General features: G+C 57.0%; 25 protein-coding genes. 20 read left to right on the top strand and 5 right to left on the bottom strand.

Features of this window, described 5'->3' with window-relative positions; genetic code table 11:
* The first annotated feature begins 41 nt into the window (after positions 1-41).
* From acuI to SJY13_RS03935, 14 genes are all read left to right on the top strand, one after another.
* Positions 42-1037, top strand: a complete 996-nt coding sequence (acuI, locus tag SJY13_RS04000) for an acryloyl-CoA reductase (protein WP_377187955.1) — start codon at positions 42-44, stop codon at positions 1035-1037.
* Positions 1038-1223: 186 nt separating this feature from the next.
* Positions 1224-1787: a ribosome recycling factor gene (gene frr / locus SJY13_RS03995; protein ID WP_085824099.1), complete on the top strand. Its 564-nt coding sequence runs from the start codon at positions 1224-1226 to the stop codon at positions 1785-1787.
* A gap of 9 nt (positions 1788-1796) precedes the next feature.
* Positions 1797-2528 (top strand): isoprenyl transferase, encoded by a 732-nt coding sequence (locus tag SJY13_RS03990; RefSeq protein ID WP_085824100.1) that lies wholly within the window; start codon positions 1797-1799, stop codon positions 2526-2528.
* Positions 2525-3307, top strand: coding sequence for a phosphatidate cytidylyltransferase (locus SJY13_RS03985; RefSeq protein WP_377187950.1), 783 nt, complete (start codon positions 2525-2527; stop codon positions 3305-3307). Before SJY13_RS03990 ends, SJY13_RS03985 begins: the two co-directional genes overlap by 4 nt.
* Positions 3307-4479: a 1-deoxy-D-xylulose-5-phosphate reductoisomerase gene (gene dxr / locus SJY13_RS03980; protein ID WP_377187947.1), complete on the top strand. Its 1173-nt coding sequence runs from the start codon at positions 3307-3309 to the stop codon at positions 4477-4479. Before SJY13_RS03985 ends, dxr begins: the two co-directional genes overlap by 1 nt.
* Before the next feature lie 4 nt (positions 4480-4483).
* Entirely contained in the window at positions 4484-5836 is a 1353-nt protein-coding gene (rseP, locus tag SJY13_RS03975) for an RIP metalloprotease RseP (RefSeq protein WP_377187944.1), read from the top strand.
* A 90-nt stretch (positions 5837-5926) separates the two neighbouring features.
* Positions 5927-6055, top strand: coding sequence for a hypothetical protein (locus SJY13_RS03970; RefSeq protein WP_268808365.1), 129 nt, complete (start codon positions 5927-5929; stop codon positions 6053-6055).
* A gap of 127 nt (positions 6056-6182) precedes the next feature.
* Positions 6183-8543, top strand: a complete 2361-nt coding sequence (bamA, locus tag SJY13_RS03965; protein WP_377187940.1) for an outer membrane protein assembly factor BamA — start codon at positions 6183-6185, stop codon at positions 8541-8543.
* A gap of 108 nt (positions 8544-8651) precedes the next feature.
* A complete protein-coding gene (locus SJY13_RS03960) occupies positions 8652-9134 on the top strand; it encodes an OmpH family outer membrane protein (RefSeq protein ID WP_234995289.1) in 483 nt (160 codons plus the stop codon).
* Between the two features lie 72 nt (positions 9135-9206).
* Positions 9207-9680, top strand: coding sequence for a 3-hydroxyacyl-ACP dehydratase FabZ (gene fabZ, locus SJY13_RS03955; protein ID WP_085824106.1), 474 nt, complete (start codon positions 9207-9209; stop codon positions 9678-9680).
* Positions 9677-10462, top strand: a complete 786-nt coding sequence (gene lpxA / locus SJY13_RS03950; protein WP_377187935.1) for an acyl-ACP--UDP-N-acetylglucosamine O-acyltransferase — start codon at positions 9677-9679, stop codon at positions 10460-10462. The genes fabZ and lpxA overlap by 4 nt, the downstream gene beginning before the upstream one ends.
* Positions 10463-10466: 4 nt before the next feature.
* Entirely contained in the window at positions 10467-11261 is a 795-nt protein-coding gene (locus SJY13_RS03945; protein WP_377187932.1) for an LpxI family protein, read from the top strand.
* Positions 11261-12418 (top strand): lipid-A-disaccharide synthase, encoded by a 1158-nt coding sequence (lpxB, locus tag SJY13_RS03940; protein WP_377187929.1) that lies wholly within the window; start codon positions 11261-11263, stop codon positions 12416-12418. Before SJY13_RS03945 ends, lpxB begins: the two co-directional genes overlap by 1 nt.
* The gene (locus tag SJY13_RS03935) at positions 12418-12999 is read left to right on the top strand and encodes a cadmium resistance transporter (RefSeq protein WP_377187926.1); all 582 of its coding nucleotides are present in this window, start codon (positions 12418-12420) and stop codon (positions 12997-12999) included. Before lpxB ends, SJY13_RS03935 begins: the two co-directional genes overlap by 1 nt.
* Here SJY13_RS03935 and mnmA read toward each other — a convergent pair.
* Positions 12996-14141, bottom strand: coding sequence for a tRNA 2-thiouridine(34) synthase MnmA (gene mnmA, locus SJY13_RS03930; protein WP_377187923.1), 1146 nt, complete (start codon positions 14139-14141; stop codon positions 12996-12998). The two genes, SJY13_RS03935 and mnmA, sit on opposite strands and share 4 nt — an antisense overlap.
* Positions 14142-14270: 129 nt before the next feature.
* Here mnmA and sciP point away from each other — a divergent pair, with 129 nt between their 5' ends.
* The 5 genes from sciP (at position 14271) to SJY13_RS03905 (ending at position 19934) form a co-directional block, all read left to right on the top strand.
* On the top strand, positions 14271-14564 hold the full coding sequence (gene sciP / locus SJY13_RS03925; protein ID WP_377187920.1) for a CtrA inhibitor SciP: 294 nt from the start codon (positions 14271-14273) through the stop codon (positions 14562-14564).
* Between the two features lie 81 nt (positions 14565-14645).
* Positions 14646-15362 (top strand): response regulator transcription factor CtrA, encoded by a 717-nt coding sequence (gene ctrA, locus SJY13_RS03920; protein WP_377187917.1) that lies wholly within the window; start codon positions 14646-14648, stop codon positions 15360-15362.
* A 123-nt stretch (positions 15363-15485) separates the two neighbouring features.
* A complete protein-coding gene (gene ligA, locus SJY13_RS03915) occupies positions 15486-17612 on the top strand; it encodes an NAD-dependent DNA ligase LigA (RefSeq protein WP_377187914.1) in 2127 nt (708 codons plus the stop codon).
* Positions 17609-19699, top strand: a complete 2091-nt coding sequence (gene recG / locus SJY13_RS03910) for an ATP-dependent DNA helicase RecG (RefSeq protein WP_377187911.1) — start codon at positions 17609-17611, stop codon at positions 19697-19699. The genes ligA and recG overlap by 4 nt, the downstream gene beginning before the upstream one ends.
* 112 nt (positions 19700-19811) lie before the next feature.
* The gene (locus tag SJY13_RS03905; protein ID WP_268808366.1) at positions 19812-19934 is read left to right on the top strand and encodes a hypothetical protein; all 123 of its coding nucleotides are present in this window, start codon (positions 19812-19814) and stop codon (positions 19932-19934) included.
* A 184-nt stretch (positions 19935-20118) separates the two neighbouring features.
* Here SJY13_RS03905 and SJY13_RS03900 read toward each other — a convergent pair whose 3' ends face one another.
* Both SJY13_RS03900 and SJY13_RS03895 read right to left on the bottom strand, forming a co-directional pair.
* Positions 20119-20757, bottom strand: coding sequence for a MarC family protein (locus SJY13_RS03900; RefSeq protein ID WP_377187907.1), 639 nt, complete (start codon positions 20755-20757; stop codon positions 20119-20121).
* A 59-nt stretch (positions 20758-20816) separates the two neighbouring features.
* Positions 20817-21269, bottom strand: a complete 453-nt coding sequence (locus tag SJY13_RS03895) for an iron-sulfur cluster assembly scaffold protein (RefSeq protein ID WP_377187904.1) — start codon at positions 21267-21269, stop codon at positions 20817-20819.
* Between the two features lie 65 nt (positions 21270-21334).
* Between SJY13_RS03895 and hisI the strand changes: the two genes are divergently transcribed.
* The gene (gene hisI / locus SJY13_RS03890) at positions 21335-21706 is read left to right on the top strand and encodes a phosphoribosyl-AMP cyclohydrolase (RefSeq protein ID WP_377187901.1); all 372 of its coding nucleotides are present in this window, start codon (positions 21335-21337) and stop codon (positions 21704-21706) included.
* A gap of 5 nt (positions 21707-21711) precedes the next feature.
* Here the strand turns inward: hisI and gluQRS are convergent, their stop codons facing one another.
* Together gluQRS and SJY13_RS03880 are read right to left on the bottom strand one after the other, a co-directional pair.
* Positions 21712-22608, bottom strand: a complete 897-nt coding sequence (gene gluQRS / locus SJY13_RS03885) for a tRNA glutamyl-Q(34) synthetase GluQRS (protein ID WP_377187898.1) — start codon at positions 22606-22608, stop codon at positions 21712-21714.
* Positions 22605-23219 (bottom strand): class I SAM-dependent DNA methyltransferase, encoded by a 615-nt coding sequence (locus SJY13_RS03880; protein WP_377187895.1) that lies wholly within the window; start codon positions 23217-23219, stop codon positions 22605-22607. The genes gluQRS and SJY13_RS03880 overlap by 4 nt, the downstream gene beginning before the upstream one ends.
* Positions 23220-23247: the final 28 nt, after the last annotated feature.

Genomic DNA, 23247 nt, shown 5'->3' with positions numbered 1-23247 from the left:
AGTTTGCAGCCTGGTGAATTGAAAGTGAAAGGAATGATCAGATGTTCAATGCATTGGTGGTGGACAAGGACGAAGACGGCGGCCTGGCCAGCGCGTCGGTGAAACAGTTGTCACTTGAGGATCTGCCTCAGGGCGAGGTCACAGTGGCTGTTGAGTATTCAACGGTGAACTACAAGGACGGGCTATGCCTGTCACCAAAGGGGGGCGGTCTGGTCCGTACCTATCCGCATATCCCCGGCATCGATTATGCTGGAACGGTCGAGGCGTCCTCGGATGATCGCTATAAGCCCGGCGACAAAGTGGTTCTGACCGGCTGGCGCGTGGGTGAGGCGCATTGGGGCGGGTACACGCAAAAAGCGAATGCGCGGGCCGATTGGTTGGTACCGCTGCCCGAGGGTCTGAGCTCCCGTCAGGCGATGGCCGTGGGGACCGCAGGTTTTACCGCGATGTTGGCCGTTATGGCGCTGGAAGATCACGGGATGACGCCCGGGCACGGGCCGGTTCTGGTGACCGGGGCCGCGGGTGGTGTTGGATCGGTTGCCACGGCTATTCTGGCTAATCTGGGCTATGAGGTTGCCGCCGTCACGGGGCGCCCTGAGACGGGTGACTACCTGAAATCTCTTGGGGCGACGACAATTGTGCCCCGAGAGGAGCTGAATGAGACCACCAAACGCCCGCTGGAAAGCGAATCCTGGGCCGGATGTGTGGATGCCGTTGGCGGAGAGATGCTGGCGCGCGTTCTGGGTCAGATGAAATACGGAGCGTCTGTTGCGGCCGTAGGTCTGGCTGGTGGCGCGGGCCTGCCTGCGACGGTTATCCCGTTCCTGCTGCGCGGGGTTAATCTGCTGGGTATCGACAGTGTGATGCAACCCTATGACAACCGCCTCCGGGCCTGGCAGCGTATCGCCACGGATTTGCCGATGGAAAAGCTGGACGCCATGGTGCACCCTGCAACGCTGGGTGATCTGCCCCAATTGGGGGCCGATATCCTGAACGGTCAGGTCAAAGGCCGTGTGGTGGTGGACGTAAACGCCTGATCCACATGATTTCCATGGGGCCGGCCTGTCTGCATACTGGCCGGTCTTTGTGGTCTTGGAATCGTCCAAAAAATGCCGGAAACACCTCTGGTCAATGGCGCATTTCCGCATCATCATTGCTATACATCCCAATTGCGATGGCTTATGAGCCATGCAAACAGTACCTGAAGACGGGGAGTGAGCAGAATGTCTGACGATTTCGAACTGGATACCGATGATCTGAAACGGCGCATGGACGGCGCAATGGCCAATCTCAAAACCGAATTCGCCTCGCTTCGGACCGGTCGTGCGTCGGCCTCGATGCTCGAGCCCGTCATGGTAGATGCCTACGGGTCGATGACGCCGATTAACCAAGTGGGAACGGTCAACGTGCCGGAACCACGCATGGTCACGATCAATGTCTGGGACAAGGGCCTGGTTGGTAAGGTTGAAAAAGCGATCCGCGAAAGCGGTCTGGGTATCAATCCACAGCTGAATGGCACCATCATCATGCTGCCAATCCCGGAACTGAATGAAGAGCGCCGCCGCGAGTTGACCAAGGTTGCTGGTCAATATGCCGAGAACGCTCGGGTCTCGGTCCGTAATGTGCGTCGCGACGGTATGGATCAGATCAAAAAGGCCAAATCAGACGGTATGTCCGAAGACGACCAGAAGTTCTGGGAAAGCGAAGTTCAGGATTTGACCGATACGATGATAAAGGCCGTAGACGCCGCGCTTGAGACCAAGCAGGCCGAGATTATGCAGGTCTGAAACCAGAATATGCTCAACTCTCCGCATACTGCGCCCGATGCCGGGCCGCGCCATGTCGCTATCATTATGGATGGCAACGGTCGCTGGGCGCAGGCGCGCGGCAGGCCAAGACTGTTCGGTCACCACGCCGGTGCGCGACGCGTGCGGGAGGTCGTCGAAGCGTGCCCGGGGCTTGGAATAAAGTATCTAACGGTTTTTGCGTTTTCGACCGAGAACTGGAAACGCACGCAGGCCGAGGTCGCAGGTCTTATGAGCCTGTTTCGGCGGTACATCATCAAGGAAACCCGAACTCTGAAGGAAAACGGGGTTCGAGTACGCTTTATCGGCGATCGGGTACGCCTTGATTCCAAGCTGACCGGTTTGATGGACGCGCTGGAAGAGCAAACCAAAGATAACGATCTGATTCACCTGACCATCGCGCTGAACTATGGTGGTCGGGACGAGGTCGCGCGGGCCACCAAACGTTTGGCACGGGATGTGGCCAAGGGGCATCTTTGCCCTGAAGATGTAGATGAAGAAACTTTGACCCGGTACCTGGATACGTGTGTTCTTCCCGACCCGGATCTGGTGATCAGGACAAGTGGCGAGGCGCGCATCTCGAATTTCCTCCTGTGGCAATCTGCCTATTCGGAATACGAATTCATCGATACGCTCTGGCCGGATTTCACTGCGGCTGAACTGGAACGGCTGTGCCGTAACTTCGGCACTCGGGATCGCCGTTTCGGGGCAGTTCTGGCATGAGCGACGGCCGATGGTCTGACCTGACTGCGCGGGTTCTTTCCGCCGTCGTGCTGGTTGCCATTGGCTCGGTCGAGGTTTGGCTGGGCGGGTTCTGGTTTGAGACCTTCATCGCCATTGCCTGTGGGCTGATGACCTGGGAGTTGGTCCGGATGATCGACCCGGGCAGCCGTGGAACTGCCATTCAGCTTGGGGTCCTCACAGGGGTTGCCGTGATCCTCAGCTATCATTTGCCGCCGCTTTACAAATTGCCATTCCTGCTGGCTCCGGCTTTGGTCGGGGCAGGGCAGGTCAGCCGGTCCAAAGGGACCTATGCGCTGTTTGCCATCTGGATTGCCGCCGCCGGCCTTGGCTTTATCTCGATCCGTGAGAACATGGGTTTTGGCTGGATGGTGTGGCTGATCACGGTTGTTGTAGCAACGGATGTGGCCGGGTATTTCGTGGGTAAAACCTTTGGTGGACCTAAGTTCTGGCCCCGGGTCAGCCCCAAGAAAACCTGGTCTGGAACTGCCGGGGGATGGGCAGCAGCCGCTCTCGTAGGGATCGTATTCGCCTATAGCGCTGGGTTTGGAGTCATGTTTGTTGTGATCTCTGTGATGGCCTCAATGGCCAGCCAGGCGGGTGACATCGTTGAAAGCGCGACCAAGCGTAAATTTAGCGTCAAGGACAGCTCGAACCTGATACCGGGGCATGGTGGTTTTCTGGATCGGTTCGACGGGATGATGGGAGCGGCCCTGTTTGTCTTGATTGCAGGGCTTTTCTATTCTCCCGGGGCCATGTAATGCGCAAGGTTTCGATTTTTGGCGCGACCGGTTCGATTGGGCAAAACACCATTGATCTGATCAGCCGGAACCCCTCGGCCTATGACGTAGTAGCGCTGACAGGTGGTGCGAATATTGAACAATTGGCCGACGATGCCCGACGCCTGAGCGCAGATGTCGCTGTCACCGCGCATGAAGATCGGCTGGAGGATCTGCGGTCCGCTCTGACCGGCACCGGGGTTGAGGTTGCCGCCGGGCAGACGGCCTTGACCGAGGCTGCGGCCCGCCCGGCAGATTGGGTAATGTCCGCCATCGTAGGTGCAGCGGGTCTGTCGCCCGGGCTAGAGGCCTTGAAACAAGGTGCGACCCTGGCGCTGGCGAACAAAGAAACGTTGGTTTGTGCGGGGGCGCTGGTGCTGGCTACAGCCCGCAAGCACAACGCCAAGCTGTTGCCGGTAGACAGTGAGCATTCCGCCGTGTTTCAGGCACTGGTGGGCGAGGATATTGATGCGGTTGAGCGTATCATCATTACCGCCAGCGGCGGAGCGTTTCGCGACTGGCCGCTAGGTGATCTGGCCAGCGCCACAGTTGAACAAGCCTCAAGCCACCCAAACTGGAACATGGGTCAAAGGATCACTATCGACAGCGCGTCGATGTTCAACAAGGCACTGGAGTTGATTGAAACCAAAGAGTTCTTTGGTGTCGCCCCGGATCAAATCGAAGTCCTTGTTCATCCGGAGTCCATCGTGCACTCGCTGGTCGGGTTCAGGGATGGTGCGGTTATGGCGCATATGGGCGCGCCAGATATGCGCCACGCGATCGGTTACGCCTTGCATTGGCCTGAACGCCGCGACCTGCCGATCGAACGCCTGAATTTGGCAAAACTCGGCCAGCTTCGGTTTCAAGACCCGGACGAGGCGCGCTATCCGGCGCTGCGCCTGGCCCGAAACGTGATGAAGCGCGGCGGCCTGTCCGGAGCGGTCTTCAATGCCGCCAAAGAGCGCGCGCTTGATCACTTTATCGCACGTAAGGTCGGCTTTCTGGAAATGGCTGATATTGTTGAGACTGTTTTGAACAGATTTGAGGGCGCAGACAGCCTTATTGATGCCCCCTTAACCCTTGATAACGTACTGCAAACGGACCATCTGGCACGTAAGTGGGCGGATGATACCGTGATGAAAAGAGCAGGATAGAAACTTGGACGTACTCTCTCTGATCCCTCAATTCGGCAACTTGGTTTATACCATCGTGGCCTTTGTGATCGCCTTGTCTGTGATCGTCGCGGTGCACGAATATGGCCACTACATCGTTGGCCGCTGGTCAGGCATCCATGCCGAGGTCTTTTCTATAGGCTTTGGCCCCGTTCTCTGGAGCCGTGTGGACAAACGCGGGACCAGATGGCAGATCGCGGCGCTGCCATTTGGCGGTTACGTCAAGTTTCTGGGCGACGCCAACGCGGCCTCGGGCAAAGACGAAGATGCCATGAATGAGATTTCCGAACAAAGCCCGGAGGAACTGCGCCGCACGATGCATGGTGCGCCACTGTGGGCGCGGACTGCCACCGTTGCGGCCGGACCTGTGTTTAATTTTGTGATGTCAATTCTGGTGTTTGGTCTGATTTTCTTTTCACAGGGCGTCACTAAAGAACCGCTGACCGTTGGCACGCTGCACCCCTTGCCTGGTACTGCTCAGGGGCTGCAGGACGGGGATGAGATTGTCGCAGTAGCGGGTCAGAAACTACCGGATTTTGATCAGGAGGGGTCCTGGTCCGATTTCACCGACGCGCTGCCGGTCGAACCTGCTCTGGATTATACCGTGATCCGAGACGGCCAAACGATTGATGTCAGCGGGCCCTGGCTATACCCACCACTGATTCAGCAAGTTGCCCCGCGCAGTGCAGCCATGGATATTGACCTCAAGCAAGGCGACGTCATCACCGCCGTAAACGGCGATCCAATTTTTGCCTTTGAACAGCTGAAAGATCATGTCGAGAGCTCGGACGGCAAAGTACTGTTGCTGAACGTCTGGCGTGACGGTGCCGATCTTGAATTTGCGCTGGCCCCACGTCGCACGGACGAGCCGGGTTCAGACGGTGGTTTTGTGACCCATTGGCGGATTGGTATTGTTGGCGGCATGGTTCTTGAACCCGCCACCGAACCCGCGGGTGTCATCGCATCCCTGTCAGGTGGCGTTCAGCAAACCATGCGTATCGTCGAGGGATCCCTGTCAGGCATCTGGCATATGGTGACCGGCGCAATCAGCACCTGCAATATGTCCGGGCCTATCGGTATCGCCGAAACATCTGGGGCCATGGCCAGCCAGGGGGCGCAGAATTTCATTTTCTTCATTGCCGTTTTGTCGACCGCCGTAGGCTTGTTGAACTTGTTTCCGATCCCTGCTCTGGACGGGGGCCACCTGGTTTTCTACGCCTATGAGGCCTTGACCGGCAAACCGCCCAGCGACGGCGCCCTGCGCATTCTGATGGGTGTTGGTATATCGCTGATTCTGGGTCTTATGTTGTTTTCAGTCACGAACGACCTGTTCTGCTAATTGTGGCGACCCTTACACAGGGATGCCGCAATTCCGCCGCATTCAAGCCGTAGATTATTACGCGAAAAATGTGCGTGTTAGGGGTTTGAGATGACGAAGGCGCTACAAAAATCTGTACGAAGCTTCGGCTTTCTCTTTGCGCTGAACTGGGATTCTATCCTGTTTTTCAGCGCGACCGCACTAGCGATGGCTGGCTGGGCCTATCTCATCCTTATGTGATTCTGAGTCCAGGATTGGATTATTACGTAAACGGCCCTCGTGGCCGTTTTCTTTTTTGGTGTTTTGACAAGGTTACGCAATCTCGCTACTCAGCAATAAAGTCCAAAAATATTGGGTAGTGAAAAAAATGACTAATAGGCGAGGCGCGGGCATATCCTGCGGAGGGCAAAAGCCGGAAAACAAGATTTTGTGGCGACCACTAGCGTTATTTATTCTTATTTCCCTTGTGAGTTTAATGCCTGCCCCTAGGGCAGCATGGGCTCAGTCTTTCACCATCAACTCGTTTGATGTCGAGGGCAATCAGCGCATCGAAACTTCGACGATTATCGCGCGGACGGGGATTGAACCGGGGCAGACGGTAACCGCCGGACAATTGAACGACGCCTTTCAGCGATTGCTTGACAGTGGTGTTTTTGAGACAGTTGAACTGACGCCACGCGGCAACACCTTGCTGATTGAGGTCGAGGAATACCCGACGATCAACCAGATCAGCGTCGAAGGGAATCGCCGCGTTAAGGACGATGTCCTTCTGGAAGCTATCTCTTCTGAATCTCGTCGGGTCTTTACGCCCCAGGTGGCCGAAGCGGATGCTGATTTAATCGCCGAGATCTATTCCTCGCAGGGCCGTGTATCGGCGACTGTCATTCCGCGCATCATTCGCCGCAGTGACAACCGTGTCGATCTGGTTTTCGAGATCGCCGAAGGAACCACGATTGAAGTCGAGCGGGTCAGCTTTGTTGGCAACCGCGCTTATTCAGACCGTCGTTTGCGCCGGGTTTTGCAAACCAAACAGGCAAACGTGCTGCGGACCTTCCTGCGGGGTGACACGTTCATTGCCGACCGGATCGAGTTCGACAAACAGGTCATTCGGGATTTCTACCTGTCCCGTGGCTATGTCGATTTCCGCGTCAACAGCGCCAATGTTGAGTTTACACGAGAGAGAGACGCTTTCTTCCTGGTGATGAATATCACCGAGGGTCAAAAATTCTCATTTGGTCAGATTTCGACTGTCAGCGAAATTCCCGGGGTTGATCCTGCGATCTATCAGGAAGCTCTGAAAATCAAACCTGGCGTGACTTATACCCCGTCGCTGGTCGAAAACTCGATTGCGCGGATGGAGCGTCTGGGGATCAAGCAGGGCGTCGATTTCCTGCGCGTGGAACCACGGGTTTCCAGAAACCAACGTGATCTGACACTGGACGTTCAGTTTGTTCTGACCAAAGGTCCGCGGATTTTTGTTGAGCGGATCGACATCGAAGGCAACACCACGACGCTGGACCGTGTGATCCGCCGACAGTTCGACACTGTAGAAGGTGATCCTTTCAATCCGCGTGAAATTCGACAGGCTGCGGAACGCATTCGTGCCCTTGGTTTCTTTGCGGTTGCCGATGTTGAACCGCGCGAAGGGTCTTCGCCAAGCCAGGTGATTGTTGACGTGGATGTTGAAGAGCAACCAACCGGGTCGCTGAGCCTCGGTGGTAGCTACTCGGTGTCCGACGGTTTCGGCATCGCGGTTGGTTTGAGTGAATTGAACTTTCTGGGTCGTGGCCAAACAGTGAGCTTGAACTTGGCGACAGCACAGGATGCCGAGCAATACACGATCGGCTTTAGTGAACCTTACTTGTTGGGCCGCAAGCTGCGCTTTGACCTTGGTCTGGGATTGTCTTCGACCAACTCGAGCTTTGCCAGCTATGACACCGAGACGTTGTTCTTCCGTCCTCAAATAAGCTACGCCATCGGCGAGTTATCTACGTTGCGCCTGCGCTATGGCTGGGAACGCAGCGAGATGTCGCAGCAAGATGATGAAATCAACGGCGCAGTCGTTTCTTCCGAGATCGCGCAGGGCAAACGCACAACCAGCTCGCTGGGTGTGTCGTATGTGTATGACAGCCGCCTTGGCGGTCTGAACCCAAATGCTGGCGTTCTGTTTGAAGTTGGTGTCGATGCAGCCGGGCTGGGCGGTGACAACGAATTCTACAAATCGACCGCGCGTGGTATCGCGCAGACCCGTGTGTGGAACGAAGAAGTTGTACTGCGTGCTTCACTGGAACTGGGCGCACTGCATTGGCGGGGAGACGATTTCAGCAGGACCCTCGACCGCTTTGTTCTGGGGCCCAGCACCTTCCGTGGTTTTGAACCGGCCGGTATTGGTCCGCGTGACCTGTCCAACGGTCAGGATGATGCAACTGGTGGTAACTACTATTGGGTTGCCCGGTTCGAGTCGGACTTTCCTCTGGGATTGCCTGAAGAACTGGGGCTGCGCGGCGGCGTGTTCTATGATGTCGGTAACCTGTACAACATCGACAATGTAGACACTACCGGCGCCAATATCGTTGGTGCGGACGGCTCGATCCGCCACACCATCGGGGTTTCGGTTTTGTGGGAAACACCGTTTGGCCCGTTGCGGTTCAACTTCTCGCAAGCGTTGAAGAAAGAGGATTTCGACAAGGAACAGAATTTCGACCTGACTGTTCAGGCCCAGTTCTGATCCCGAATGTTGATCAATCTGATATCAAAGCCACGGGGCCCTTTGCGGGCCCTGTGTGTTTTTTTCTTGCTGGCGTGTTCTGCACCGGCAGTAGCACAGCAGCTAGGAGTGCCAGGAACCAGCGTTCTGACGATATCCAGCGACCGCCTGTTTTCGGATTCTGAGTTTGGACAGCGTGTTCTGCGCGAATTCGAGGCCGAAGGCGCTTTGCTGGCCGAAGAAAACGAACGGATCGTGGACGAGCTAAGCCGCGAGGAAAAGGACCTGACCGAAAAACGGGCGAGCATGCAACCCGGTGACTTTCGCCCCCTTGCCGAAGCGTTTGACAACAAGGTGCAATCCCACCGCGAAGGACAACGCGCAAAGCTGGACGCTCTGTCTCGTCAAAGCGAGGAAGCGCGTCAGAAGTTCTACGAATTGGTCCAGCCTATATTGATTGACTTGCTACGCGAGACCGGGGCGTCGGTTATCATCGAACGCTCAAACGTGTTTCTCAGCTCGGACCGGACCGATATCACCGACACGGCCATTGCACGGATCAACACTGTGATCGGCGATGGAAGCGGCCTTGATCCCCAGACCAGCGAATAGCGCAGCTTGCCCTTGAGGCCCGGTATTGCTAACCACGCCGGAAACAGAAATCCAGAACGGGACGACAGCATCATGAGCACGGAAACCAAGAGCGCCGACATTCAGCTGATCCAGCGGATATTGCCGCATCGCTATCCGTTTCTGCTGGTCGACAAGGTCGTGGAAATTTCCGGCTACAATTCAGCGGTTGGCATCAAAAACGTCACTATGAACGAGCCTCATTTTCAGGGTCACTTCCCCGGAACGCCGATCATGCCGGGCGTAACTATAGTCGAGGCGATGGCCCAGACCGCAGGCGTCATGCTGGGCGTGGGCATGGATGTGATCGACAGCGAGTTGCTGATCTATTTCATGAACATCGACAAATGCAAATTCCGCCGCAAGGTTGTTCCGGGCGATGTTCTTGAGATGCATGTCGAAACCGTGCGCGGCAAAAAAGGCGGCAAAATCTTCAAGTTCAGCGGTCGCGCAACTGTAGAGGGTGAGGTCGCAGCCGAGGCAGAGTTTTCGGCCTATGTCGACTGGGACATGGAAAAAACGACATGAACCAAATCCACCCAAGTGCAATTATTGAACACGGTGCGCAGGTTGGCGATGACTGCATCATCGGCCCTTTCTGCTATGTGGGCAGTCAGGTCACGCTGGCGGATCGGGTCGAACTGAAATCCCACGTTGTGGTAACTGGTGACACGTCAGTTGGCGAAGACACCGTGATCTTCAACTTCTCTGTCATCGGTGAGATCCCGCAGGATCTGAAATTTGGTGGCGAAAATACCCGACTGGAAATTGGTAAGCGCAACCGCATTCGGGAACATGTGACAGTGAACACTGGCACTGACGGTGGCGGCGGCGTAACCCGAATTGGCGACGATTGTTTACTGATGGCCGGCGTGCATGTGGCGCATGATGTTCAGATCGGCAACCGCGTGATCATGGTGAACCATGCCGGAGCTGCCGGACATTGCATCGTCGAGGACGACGTGATTGTCGGCGGCATATCCGGGCTGCATCAATGGGTGCGCGTGGGGCGCGGCGCCATCATCGGTGCCCTGACAATGGTACCCAACGACGTGATCCCCTATGGTCTGGTGCAAGCCCCGCGGGGTGAGCTGGACGGGCTGAACCTTGTCGGCCTGAAACGCAAAGGCGTCTCGCGTGAGGATATCTCGGCCCTTCGCGCTGCGTTCCGCGAGCTGTCCAAGGGCGATGGCACATTCATGGAGCGTGCGCATCGTGTGGGTGAGGGCAACGAAAGCGAATATGTTCAGCGGATCGTTGACTTTGTGACCGACCACTCAGACCGGTCCTTTTTGACACCGGGGAAGTAATGCGATGCTGGCGCTGATTGCGGGAACAGGTGCTTTGCCGGGCGCGGTCGTGGATCACCTCGCAGCGCCTCCTATGATCTGCGGCATCGAAGGGTTCGTGCCAGACTCTGTCACGGCCGAAGTCATTTTTCCGCTGGAGAAGCTGGGCAGTTTTATCGCCGAGTTACACACGCGCGGCGTGACTGAAATTTGCATGGCAGGCGCGATCGAACGGCCTGTGATTGATCCCTCGCGGATCGATGCTGCCACAATGCCATTGGTGCCGATCCTGCAAAAGGCGCTTATGTCCGGGGATGACGGAGCCCTGCGGGCGGCGATTGGCATATTCGAGACCGCGGGCTTTACCGTCCGTGCCGCGCATGAGATTGCGCCGAACCTGCTGCCTCAGCTTGGCAGCCTGACGGATGCAACGCCTTCCGAGGCCGATCTGGACGACGCGACGCGGGGTGCCGGGATTCTTCGCGCCATGGGGTCGGCGGATATCGGGCAGGCCTGTGCCGTATCCAAGGGACAGGCCTTGGCGGTGGAAAGCATCTTTGGCACAGACTGGATGCTACAATCTCTGGCTCAGCGCCCAGATGCGGGTGGTGGTGTTTTGTTCAAGGCACCGAAACCCGATCAGGACCGTCGCGCTGATTTGCCGACAATTGGACCTGATACCGTGTCCGCCGCCGTGGCTGCCGGCCTTGCCGGTATTGTGATTGAAAAGGGCGGGGTGATCGTGTTGCAACAAGACCGCGTCGTGGCGGAATGCAACCGGCTGGGCCTATTTCTATACGTACGCGAGCGGGCCAACTGATGCGCGTATTTCTGGTCGCCGGAGAACCCTCGGGCGACCGGTTGGGCGGCGCATTGATGGAAGGTCTGCGCAGCCTGGATCCCCAAGTTCAGTTTGACGGGGTAGGGGGTCCTCTGATGCAGGCACAGGGCCTGCAAAGTCGCTTTCCGATGGCGGAATTGTCAGTGATGGGGTTGGTGGAGGTTCTTCCCAAGTTCTTTCACCTCAAACGTCGAATATCCGAGACCGCGCAGGCCGTGTTGGACACCCAGCCCGACGTATTGATTACGATCGACAGCCCGGATTTTTCCTTGCGCGTCGCCAAGCTGGTAAAGGCCAGCAGCACGATCCGAACCGTGCATTATGTTGCCCCCAGCGTCTGGGCCTGGCGGCCTGGCCGAGCAGACAAGATGGCCAAGGTAATCGACCATGTTCTGGCACTGCTGCCATTCGAGCCGCCCTATATGGAGCGCGCCGGGATGGAGTGCGATTTCGTCGGCCATCCAGTTGTCAATGAACCGGTTGCGACGGGCGAGGACATCGCCGCGTTTCGTTTGGCCTATGATCTGGGTGAGGCGCCGATCGTCCTGACCTTGCCAGGCTCACGCGGGGGAGAAATTGACCGCCTGGCCCCAGTATTTGGCGACGCGTTACGCCTGTACTTGCAGGACAGTCCAGATACGCGAGTGGTTGTGCCGACCGTTGCGCACATGGTCGACGTCGTGACTGAGCATGTCAGATCCTGGCCCGGAAATCCGGTGGTCGTGGACCCGAGAAACATGCCATCTGACGACGCGGTTGCGCAGAAACGGGCGGCATTTGCAGCGGCAGATCTGGCGTTGGCAGCCTCGGGGACAGTATCGCTGGAACTGGCTGCGCAGGCCACGCCGATGGTAATTGCCTATAAGCTCAGCTGGCTAACCCAGAAGATGGCCGAGCGGATGGTCAAGCTGGACACGGTCACTCTGGTCAATCTGGTGTCTGACACCCGAACCGTTCCGGAATGTTTGCTGGATGATTGTCAGCCTGAACAAATCGCAGCTGCGCTTAGACAGGTCGCAGATGCGCCGACTGGGCAGCGCGATGCAATGGCAACAACGATGGAGAGGTTGGGGCGCGGAGGTGAAGCCCCCGGCTTGCGTGCAGCAAAGGCCGTTCTGGCCCGGATGAGCGCCTGATGCTGGATCTTGCAGTTTTTGGCCTGTCAGCCTTTATGGCGCAGGTTTTGACCAATTTGGACAATCTGGCGGCCTTGCTGGCGTTGATGCTGGTGTCCGGAGCCAAACGTTCGGTTTTTGGGTTTCTGCTGGCACAATTGATTGTGATTTGCGCTGCGATGCTGGTGGCGCTGGGAGTGGATGATGTTGTGCCGCACTGGGCCGGCTACCTAGGTGTCATTCCGCTGAGCCTTGGTAGCTTTGCCCTTATTCGGCAACGGCGCGGCTCGGATACACAAGCTGACCCGCATCTGGAAACCGGCGCATCTATTGTTGTAGTCACGTTGCTGTTCATCAGCTTGTCGATGGACACGTTTGCGGTTCTTGCGCCTCTGCTCGCTGACTCGGCCCCGGGCTACCGAACAGCTGGAGTCGCAGGGGCCGTTTTGGCCGCGCTTAGCCTGGCAACCCTGGCGTTGCTGGGCGCCAAATCCCCTTTGATGACCGGGAAACTGGCCCGCAGGCTTGAGACGCTCGTGCCCTACGTGATGATTTGTGCCGGGCTCTATATCCTCAGCAATTCGTGGACCGACGCGGTTTAATACCCGCGCCAGATCCAGCCGCCGCCAAAGATGCGGCTGCCTTCCGAAGCATAGAACACACAGGCCTGACCCGGTGAGACGCCTTCCTCTGGCGTCAACAGTTCAACCTCGGCCGTGGTGTCCGTGAGCGGACGTATGATCGCCTCACGCGGGGGTCGGGTTGACCGCACCTTGACCGAGACATGCCATTCCTTCTGCGAGGTAAAGGGCGCATCCCCAAGCCAGTTGATTTCACGCACGGGAATAGTGCGTGTGGCCAACAATTCCTTAGATCCGACAACAACCTGCTTTTTGTCAACATCCAGGCGTACGACGTACAACGGCTCGCTTAGGCCACCGATCCCCAGACCACGGCGTTGGCCGATCGTATAGTGGATGACGCCGTCATGCTGCGCCAGGACACGGCCATCGTCATGCACGATCTCGCCGGGTTCGGCTGCGCCGGGGCGCAGCTTTTCGATGACACTGGCATAGTTGCCATTGGGCACGAAACAGATGTCCTGACTGTCCGGCTTGTCTGCAACGGCCAGCCCGTATTGCGCCGCCATTTCGCGGGTCGCGTCCTTGGACGGCAAATGCCCAAGTGGAAAGCGCAAAAAGCTCAGCTGCTCAGGCGTGGTCGAGAACAGAAAGTACGATTGATCGCGGTTCGCATCCTCTGCGCTGTGCAGTTCCGGCCCATTGGGTCCCATCATGCGCCGAATATAATGGCCAGTTGCCATACAGTCGGCCTCGAGGTCTTTGGCGGTTTCCAGCAGATCCTTAAACTTCACCCGTTCGTTGCAACGGATACACGGCACCGGAGTGGCACCAGCCAGATAGCTGTCGGCAAACTCGTCGATCACCGCATCTTTGAAGATGTTTTCATAATCCAGAACGTAGTGGGGGAACCCCCGCTCTTCTGCCACGCGCCGTGCGTCATGGATATCGATCCCGGCACAACACGCGCCCTTCTTGGCCAGTGCCGCGCCGTGATCATAAAGCTGCAGCGTCACGCCCACCACGTCATACCCCTGATCGGCCAGATAGGCAGCCACAACCGAGCTGTCGACGCCTCCGGACATGGCGACAACCACCCTGGTCTCGGATGGCGACTTGGCAAAGCCAAGTGAGTTTAGTGGTGTCTCGGTATCGAGGGCCATGACGGTTCCAGTGCGGGTTAAGAAAGACCGGCAGAATATAGGAAAATTCTACACACTCTCAAGGGGCGGTTTCACCGCACATTAAGTAGGCTGGTGTCAGCTTTGTCGCAGCACGAAGAGGGCAGAGATATGTATTTGCACAAAGTCGAAGGGCCAAGGTCCGTAACCCTGCCGGATGGAACGGTTTTATCGCATGCCGATCTGCCGCCAGATGACACGAACCGATGGGTCGCCTCACGTAAAATTATCGTGGTTCGAGGCGTGTTATATGGGCTGTTTTCTATGTCAGACGCCAAAAAACGCTATGGGCTGAGTGATGAGGAGTTCAATTCCTGGGTTTCTGCGGTTGCCGAGCACGGAACAGACGCTTTGAAGGTCACTGCGTTAAAAAAATATCGACAACCTAAAGATGAAAGTGAATAAATGATTCAACGGTAACGTCAGATTAACCATTTTTGATCAGGCTCATTTTAATTGGAAAATTGAACCGAATTGGAGCAGTAAATGCGAATACTTCTTGTCGAGGATGATCCAACCACGTCCAAAAGCATCGAGCTGATGCTGACACACGCTAATCTCAACGTTTATGCGACGGATCTTGGGGAAGAAGGCATCGACCTGGCCAAGCTGTATGATTACGATTTGATCCTGCTTGATCTGAACCTGCCGGATATGAACGGGCATGAAGTACTACGACAGCTGCGCATCGCACGAGTAGAAACACCCATCCTGATCCTGTCAGGGGCGGACGACACTGAGAGTAAAATCAAGGGCTTTGGTTTTGGCGCCGACGATTACATGACCAAGCCGTTCCATCGCGAAGAACTGGTGGCGCGGATTCACGCGATTATCCGGCGCTCCAAAGGACATTCGCAGTCGGTCATCCTTACCGGTCGCGTGGCAGTCAACCTGGATGCCAAAACGGTTGAGGTTGAAGGTAAGGCGGTCCATCTGACCGGCAAGGAATACCAGATGCTTGAGCTTCTGAGTCTGCGCAAAGGCACGACCCTCACCAAAGAGATGTTTTTGAACCATCTTTATGGCGGTATGGACGAACCCGAACTGAAAATCATTGACGTATTCATCTGCAAACTGCGCAAGAAACTCAGCAACGCAACCGGTGGCGATAACTATATTGAAACCGTTTGGGGCAGGGGATACGTGCTTCGCGATCCCCAGAGCAACAGTGCTGACGAACCCCGTCTGGCTGTCGGCGCGTGACCTGATCCCAAACTGACCGCCGCTGGTCCATGGCGGTCCCCACACTCACTGAAAAGCACGTCTGGACCTGTCCATGGCCTCGCCCTATCACTGGGGTCCAAGAATATGTGACAGGGCGAGGCCATGCGTAAACTGATTCCGGTATCTGACCTGACCGAAGATGCAGCACAGGAAGAGCTTGCGCATCTAGCCGCACAACTTTCACGTGCGAATACGTTGTATCACGGTGAAGATGCGCCGGAGATATCAGACGCGGAGTATGACGCGCTCAAGCGTCGAAATGCTGAGATTGAAGATCAATTCCCACATCTCAAACGCACAGACAGCGCCACAGACCAAGTCGGTGCGCGACCCGGCGAAGGGTTTTCAAAAATTACACACGCAGTTCGGATGATGTCGCTGGGCAATGCCTTTGACGACGAAGACGTTCAGGACTTTGACCGCTCGATCCGGAAATACCTTGGGTTGGAGGCCACGGATCCTCTGGCGTTTACAGCTGAACCAAAGATCGACGGCCTGTCACTTTCGCTGCGCTATGATCAGGGGAAACTTGTCCAGGCGGCAACGCGAGGGGATGGGGAAGTTGGGGAAAATGTCACCGCGAACGCATTAACCATATCCGACATTCCGCACGTCATAGAAGATGCCCCGAACGTTCTTGAGGTCCGCGGTGAAGTTTACATGTCGCATGAGGACTTTGAGGCACTGAATGCGCGGCAGGCAGAAACAGGTGACAAACCGTTTGCCAATCCTCGAAACGCGGCAGCCGGGTCTCTTCGGCAATTGGACGCCACCATAACGCGGGCGCGCCCGTTGCGGTTCTTTGCGTATGCTTGGGGAGAGTTGTCCACGCCGCTGGCGAACACTCAACTGCATGCAATTGAACAGCTTGGCGCATTTGGATTTGCAACCAACCCCCTGACTCAGCTCTGCGATACAACGGACCGGATGCTGGCGCATTACCGCGAGATTGAGGCGCAACGGTCAACTCTTGGCTATGACATCGACGGGGTCGTTTACAAGGTAGACGATCTGGCGCTGCAAGCTCGCCTGGGGTTCCGGTCGACCACACCCAGATGGGCGATTGCACATAAATTCCCGGCCGAGTTGGCCTGGACCCGGCTTGAGGGGATCGACATTCAGGTTGGTCGCACCGGCGCGCTTAGCCCTGTGGCGCGGCTGCATCCTGTGACTGTTGGTGGTGTGGTGGTATCAAACGCAACGTTGCATAACGAGGACTACATCGCTGGGCGGGATGCTAAAGGCGGAACAATCCGTGATGGCAAGGACATTCGGGTCGGCGATTGGGTGCAGGTTTATCGCGCCGGTGATGTCATTCCAAAGCTGGCCGATGTTGACCTGTCAAAACGGCCTGACGGGACGACACCCTTTGCGTTTCCAAAGACTTGCCCCGAATGCCAAAGTGACGCTGTCCGTGAAGAAGGCGACGCTGTTCGACGCTGCACGGGAGGGTTGATTTGCCCCGCTCAAGCTGTTGAAAAGCTGAAACATTTTGTATCCCGAAAGGCTTTCGACATCGAAGGGCTAGGCGCGAAACAGATCGAGATGTTCTATGATGATCCCGATCTGCCTGTCCGGTCCCCAGTGGATATCTTCACTCTGCAGACCCGGGATGCTGCGAACCTGACCAAACTGGCAAACCGCAAGGGCTGGGGCGCGCAAAGTGCCAGCAATCTGTGGTTGGCCATCGATGAAAAACGCAAGATCCCGTTTGGGCGGCTTCTGTTTGCGTTGGGCATTCGGCACATGGGTGAAGCGGCTTCGACCCTGATCGCGACGCACTACGGGATGTGGGAAGAATTCGAGCGCGCCATCACAGCTGCCGCCGGATTTGAAGGCCCTGAATGGGAGGACTTGCTGGGCGTCGATGGCATGGGCGAGGTTATGGCCCGCGCGCTTGTGTCCGCCTTCGCGCAAAGCGCCGAACGCGCAAGCATAGACGCGCTGGTGACGCAGTTGGACGTTCAAGAAGCCAAACGGCCCGATACCGCAGGCAGCCCGGTCGCAGGCAAAACCGTTGTGTTTACTGGCACGTTGGAGAAGATGACCCGCGCCGAGGCCAAGGCACGGGCAGAAGCTCTGGGCGCGAAAGTCTCGGGGTCGGTCAGTAAGAAAACCGATATTCTGGTGGCCGGGCCGGGTGCCGGGTCCAAGGCCAAGAAGGCGGCTGAGTTGGGTATTGAGACTCTGGATGAGGATGGCTGGCTGCAGCTGATCACCACGGCATGAGCGGCCGGCCGGAGCTTTTGTTCCCGCTGTTTGCAGGGTTGGAAACGCTTGAAGGTGTAGGCCCCAAGACGGCCCAGGTTCTAACGCAGGCTGGCACAGATTCGCCGCGCGATGTGTTGTTTAGTCTTCCTTATGCCGTCATCGACCGAAGGCGGCGCGAGACGATCAAAGGAGTCGACCTGCCCGCAACTTTAACGGTTGAAATAACAGTTGGCACCCACAGGCCGTCCCGCAACAAGGGCGGTGCCTACCGGGTACATGTTGAGGATACGCGGACCGATTTCCAGTTGGTCTTTTTCCACGCACGCGGGGACTATTTGAAGCGGGTTCTACCAGAAGGCGCACGGCGGCTGATTTCCGGCAAGCTTGAACTGTTCGACGGCATGGCGCAGATGGTTCACCCCGATCATATGGTGCCGCTGGAAGAGGCGCAGGACATCCCGGACTTTGAACCGGTGTATCACCTGACGCAGGGAGTCACGCAGAAAACGGCGTTCAAGGCGGCGCGCAGCGCGCTGACCCGCGCTCCGGTTCTGGCCGAGTGGATTGATCCGGCGCTTATGTCCGAACAAGGCTGGCCAGACTGGGTCGGCGCGATTTCAGCCGCGCATAACCCGCAGGGTGCGGACGATGTGGCAGCTCATGCCCCGGCCCGCGAACGCCTGGCCTATGATGAGCTGTTTGCGCATCAGATGACGCTGGCTTTGGCGCGGCAACGGGAACGCAAGACCAAAGGGATCGCCAGTGTCGGAACAGGCAAGCTACAGGCCAAGGTCTTGGCCAGTCTGCCATACCGACCAACAGGTGCTCAAACCCGCGCGATTGATGACATTGCCGCTGATATGGCCACGGATGCGCGGATGAACCGGTTGCTACAGGGCGATGTCGGATCCGGTAAGACTCTGGTCGCCTTTATGGCCCTGTTGGTCGCAGTTGAGGCCGGCGGGCAAGGTGTCATGATGGCCCCAACCGAGATTCTGGCCCGCCAACACCTCGAAGGCCTGCGCCCCCTAGCCGAAGAGGCTGGCGTTGTGCTGGAAATCCTGACCGGCCGCGACAAAGGCGCGGAACGGCGCGCAAAGCTGGCAGCGCTGAAGAATGGGGACATTCATATTTTGGTCGGCACCCATGCTGTGTTCCAAAGTGACGTAGAATTCAGTGCCTTGCGCCTGGCCATCGTCGACGAACAGCACCGGTTCGGCGTCCGCCAACGCATGGAGTTGTCAGAGAAGGGGCAGGGCGCGGATGTTCTTGTGATGACTGCCACGCCAATCCCCCGCAGCCTGTCGCTGGCGCAATATGGTGACATGGATGTGTCGGTGCTGGACGAAAAACCACCCGGCCGAAAACCGATCAAAACGGCTGTCATCAGCACAGACCGGATGGATGAGGTTGTGGCCCATTTGCGTCGCGCCATAGATGAAGGCCGCCAATGTTACTGGGTGTGTCCCTTGGTCGACGAATCCGAGGTATCGGATTTAACGGCCGCCGAAGAGCGGTTCAAACGACTGCGGGCGATACTCGGGGAAGGCACGGTTGGGCTGGTGCATGGGCAAATGCCCGCAGCCGACAAAGATGCCGCAATGAAGGCGTTTCAGGACGGGCAAACCAAGGTTCTGGTCGCAACAACAGTCATTGAAGTTGGTGTCAATGTCCCCAATGCCTCGATCATGGTGATCGAGCGTGCCGAAACCTTCGGGTTGGCGCAACTGCACCAGCTACGCGGGCGGGTTGGGCGAGGTGACGCGGAATCGACCTGTTTGCTGATGTACCAAGCTCCGCTCAGCGAAGGTGGGCGAAAACGGCTTGAGGTTCTGCGCGAAACCGAGGACGGGTTTCGGATTTCTGAAACTGACCTTCAGATGCGTGGGGCTGGGGACCTGATCGGAACGGCCCAATCCGGGCTCCCGAAGTTCCGGATCGCTGATCTGGAGCGTCAGGCCGGGCTGATGGCAACTGCTCAGACAGATGCCCGCGCGTTGCTTTCCGCGGACCCTCAGTTGAACTCGGACCGGGGGCAGGCGGCGCGGGTGCTGTTGTGGCTGATGAAGCAGGATCAGGCAATTCGTTTAATTTCAGTGGGTTAGGAATTATGTTCCGATAAGTTCGCAAATGTTCTTAAAAAGTTCTTTACCGACTCGCCAAAATATGAGAACAAAAGGTCAACAAAGGCTTAAAACTCTGACCGGAGGTGAGACCATGCTGACCCAGATCAAGACCGCAATTAGCCGCTCGCAATCAACGATTGTACAGGATGCAGTAGGCGCGGTGTCTCTGGTGGTCATGCTGGTGGTTGCCCTTCACATGCCGGGAACGTTCTGACCCTTTCTGCCTGCGATCTCGTGCCGATCTAACCGCGCTGTCATCCCAATCTCAGTCAAGGGTGACCTGCCTGTCCCAATTCCCTTGAGGGGCCATGCCTCGGCCCCGTGCGGCTATCCGGACCCCACACGAGAAACGCATTACCTGCCGCCGCCCTTTCCGCCCGGAAGGAGCGGCGGCTTTTTTATAACTGACCAGTTTTCATGATCTCAAGCATCGCAGACAGGACCGAGTTGACCGCAACCGAAGCCAGGATCATCCCCATGACGCGACTGATGATCGCCGCGCCGGAATGCCCGATCAGCCGGATAATCGGCTCGGCCATCAGCATCAGAACAAACGCAATCGCCACAACAGATAGCATCACAAGCGCGGTTATACCCTGATCCACCACACTGAACCGGTTATTGTCGGTCAGAATAACAATCGCCAGCATCGCCCCGGGGGACGCCAACGAGGGCACAGCCAGCGGAAAGATCGCCGGGTTGTGCTGATGCATTTTGTCTTCCTGATCGTCTTCGGCAGCACGCTGTTCGGCTTCTTGTTTGCTTTCGCCAAAGATCATCGTCAGTGCAAACAAGAACAAGATGATCCCGCCAGCCACCTGAAAAGAGTTGAGGCCAATATCCAGCGCTTCAATCAGCAATTGGCCGAAGATCAGGAAGAACACCAGAATCCCTGCACTGACCAACGAGGCCATAAGCGCTAGCTTGCGCCGTGCGGCGATCTCCATACCCGCAGTCACGGCGATAAAGACCGGGATGGTGCCAATAGGATCAATGACAACCCACAGAGTTACGAAATGCTCAAGCAGACTATTCAAACCAACCACTCCCCCGGAATTTTGCTGAGGTTAGACGGGTTTGCGCAAGAAAGCCACGCTCAGGCGCAATTGGCCTGTTCGGCTTGCTCCATCGCTTCGGTCAGGGCGTCCAATGCCAACAGGATCGAGGCATGGCGGTTCTTGTAGTCCCGCGCCGGGATCAAAACCTCAAGCCCGTCAAACGGCGCGTCGGGTGCGGGGCCGTCCTTCTTCAGCATAGCAGACAACTGATCCCGCGCTGTCTCGATTTGCGCGCGGGTAGTGCCGATAATGGCGCTGCCAACCACTGAGGCAGACGCTTGCCCCAGAGCGCAGGCTTTAACGTCCTGCCCATAGTCTGAAACCTTGCCGTCCTGAACCTTTACATCCACGGTCACCGTCGAGCCGCACAAGGGTGAGCGCTTTTTCACTGTGGCATCAGCGTTATCCAACCGCTCCAGATGCGGGATATCTGCGGCAAGCGCCAGAATGCGCCCGGAATACAGCTTGATCAGATCGTTCTCGCCCGACATGGCTTTCCCTCGTTGTCTGTTCCCCATACATAGTGAGCATCCACCGGGATGCAAAAGGTTTTCTCATGTCTGCTACTGTCACGTTTGACCCATCAACTCTAAAGCTGAACGAGGCGGGCCTGATCCCGGCGATTGCCCAGAATGAAAGCTCGGGCGAGGTTCTTATGATGGCCTGGATGAACGTTCAAGCTATTGAAAAAACTATGGAAACTGGGCACGTCACTTATTGGTCTCGGTCCCGCCAGTCGTTCTGGATCAAAGGCGAAAGCTCGGGCCATGTGCAGGAACTGGTGGATTTCCGCGTCGATTGTGATCGGGATTGTCTTTTGGTCGTCGTGCGCCAAACAGGACCAGCCTGCCACACCAACCGACGCAGTTGTTTCTACACGGCCGTCCGCGATGGCGATGAAGTTGAACTCATGTCACCAATGGAGTGACCGAATTACAAGCCGACCTTCGCCCGGATATCTGCCGGGCTGCAGCCTTCTATGCGATATTTTGAGATCGCTCGAGCATCGTCCCGTTTTGCGAGGCGCTTGCCTGCATCGTCACGGATCAACCGATGGTGATGGTACTGAGGCGTTGGCAGGTCCAGCAACTTTTGCAGCAGGACATGAATTCGGGTGGCCTCGAACAGATCCTGCCCACGCACCACGTGGGTGATGCCCTGTGCGGCATCGTCCAAAACCACCGACAGGTGATAAGACGTGCCCATGTCGCGTCGGGACAGAACAACATCACCGATCGTATCCGTCAGTTCGGTCAGGTTAAAGTTTACCTCACCGGATTCACCACTCGGACCTGCGCCCGTTTCGACAAAAGATCCTACCTTTTCATTGCCTTGCCTGGCATCACTAATCTGCGCCGCAGCGAAAGTAATGTCCAAACGCAACGGGACATAGGTGGGGCGTTTTCCGATGTCTCGGTTAGTGTCCTGCCATTTTTTCCGGCAAGTGCCCGGGTAAATGATTCCATCCGGGCCAAGCAATGGCGCACCTTCTTGCGGCGCACTGGCAGCAGCGGCGATATCCCGACGATTACAAGTGCATGGATATAGCAGTCCGCGCGACCAAAGCGTGTCGAGCGCGCTGGTATAACTGGGCAGACGGTCCGACTGCCGAAATACCGGTTCATGCCAATTCAGACCCAGCCACCCAAGATCATCGTAGATCTGTGCTTCCCATTGCGAACGAGACCGCGCCCGGTCGATATCTTCGATCCGCAGCAAGAACGCGCCGCCCGCAGACGTGGCCAGATCGTTGGCCAATAGCGCCGAATACGCATGCCCAAGATGCAGCGGACCAGTTGGGGATGGTGCAAAACGAGTTCTAAATGTCACGCTTTTTCAACAATATACACGTCTGACTTAAGGTCCATTCCCGGCAGATGGGGGCCATATTCACGGAACAAAAGCCGAGCAGCACCCATATCCAGCCAATCCGTCAAACGTGTGGTGTAGGACGGGTCCTCAAGGGTATGATCGTTAAAGGAAAATGCCAGCAACCCATGCTTAGGCAGAGCGTGCATCAACAGGTCGAAGACCTCGGGCGGCGCCGCGCCGGCTCCAATGACACCGATGGCGGTGATTGCCCTATAGGCATCCTGTTCCAAAGGGCTCGGGTCGGTGATCTCAAAAGTGGACAGCGTGCGATAGACCCCTTTGGCCGCAGCGCCTTTCAGCATCTTTGGAGTAGGATCGATCCCGTCGATCACCTGAAACCCCGCAGCGTGCAAAGCCTCACCCGACAGTCCAGTACCGCAGCCATAATCCAGAATGGGGGTTTGGGGCTCTGGCAGTTTTGACCAGAGCGCTTCAGCCACGCGCCCCGGCGTTGCGTACCCATGCGCGCCAACTTCTGCGTCATAAGAGGAGGCCCATTTCTGGTAATGCGCGCGGGTGGCTTGCGGTGTGTCCAGATTGTAGGTGTCTTTGAGGTACTTATCACTCATCCCACGATGTTACGCCGCGCGGGGCACA

It is taken from the genome of Ruegeria meonggei, from assembly GCF_042768335.1.
GTDB lineage: Bacteria > Pseudomonadota > Alphaproteobacteria > Rhodobacterales > Rhodobacteraceae > Ruegeria > Ruegeria meonggei.
Note: the sequence above shows the minus strand (reverse complement) of the source record. Positions and strands in the feature narration are given on the sequence as shown.

Bases quoted from the DNA above. Each gene is read 5' to 3' on its own strand.
- SJY13_RS03905 (WP_268808366.1), top strand. From the start codon at position 19,812: ATGCTGACCCAGATCAAGACCGCAATTAGCCGCTCGCAATCAACGATT.
- hisI (WP_377187901.1), top strand. From the start codon at position 21,335: ATGTCTGCTACTGTCACGTTTGACCCATCAACTCTAAAGCTGAACGAG.
- ctrA (WP_377187917.1), top strand. From the start codon at position 14,646: ATGCGAATACTTCTTGTCGAGGATGATCCAACCACGTCCAAAAGCATC.
- SJY13_RS03985 (WP_377187950.1), top strand. From the start codon at position 2,525: ATGAGCGACGGCCGATGGTCTGACCTGACTGCGCGGGTTCTTTCCGCC.
- SJY13_RS03880 (WP_377187895.1), bottom strand. From the start codon at position 23,219: ATGAGTGATAAGTACCTCAAAGACACCTACAATCTGGACACACCGCAA.
- ligA (WP_377187914.1), top strand. From the start codon at position 15,486: ATGCGTAAACTGATTCCGGTATCTGACCTGACCGAAGATGCAGCACAG.
- lpxA (WP_377187935.1), top strand. From the start codon at position 9,677: ATGAACCAAATCCACCCAAGTGCAATTATTGAACACGGTGCGCAGGTT.
- lpxB (WP_377187929.1), top strand. From the start codon at position 11,261: ATGCGCGTATTTCTGGTCGCCGGAGAACCCTCGGGCGACCGGTTGGGC.
- SJY13_RS03935 (WP_377187926.1), top strand. From the start codon at position 12,418: ATGCTGGATCTTGCAGTTTTTGGCCTGTCAGCCTTTATGGCGCAGGTT.
- SJY13_RS03945 (WP_377187932.1), top strand. From the start codon at position 10,467: ATGCTGGCGCTGATTGCGGGAACAGGTGCTTTGCCGGGCGCGGTCGTG.
- dxr (WP_377187947.1), top strand. From the start codon at position 3,307: ATGCGCAAGGTTTCGATTTTTGGCGCGACCGGTTCGATTGGGCAAAAC.
- SJY13_RS03990 (WP_085824100.1), top strand. From the start codon at position 1,797: ATGCTCAACTCTCCGCATACTGCGCCCGATGCCGGGCCGCGCCATGTC.
- acuI (WP_377187955.1), top strand. From the start codon at position 42: ATGTTCAATGCATTGGTGGTGGACAAGGACGAAGACGGCGGCCTGGCC.
- bamA (WP_377187940.1), top strand. From the start codon at position 6,183: ATGACTAATAGGCGAGGCGCGGGCATATCCTGCGGAGGGCAAAAGCCG.
- sciP (WP_377187920.1), top strand. From the start codon at position 14,271: ATGTATTTGCACAAAGTCGAAGGGCCAAGGTCCGTAACCCTGCCGGAT.
- fabZ (WP_085824106.1), top strand. From the start codon at position 9,207: ATGAGCACGGAAACCAAGAGCGCCGACATTCAGCTGATCCAGCGGATA.
- SJY13_RS03895 (WP_377187904.1), bottom strand. From the start codon at position 21,269: ATGTCGGGCGAGAACGATCTGATCAAGCTGTATTCCGGGCGCATTCTG.
- mnmA (WP_377187923.1), bottom strand. From the start codon at position 14,141: ATGGCCCTCGATACCGAGACACCACTAAACTCACTTGGCTTTGCCAAG.
- recG (WP_377187911.1), top strand. From the start codon at position 17,609: ATGAGCGGCCGGCCGGAGCTTTTGTTCCCGCTGTTTGCAGGGTTGGAA.
- SJY13_RS03970 (WP_268808365.1), top strand. From the start codon at position 5,927: ATGACGAAGGCGCTACAAAAATCTGTACGAAGCTTCGGCTTTCTCTTT.
- frr (WP_085824099.1), top strand. From the start codon at position 1,224: ATGTCTGACGATTTCGAACTGGATACCGATGATCTGAAACGGCGCATG.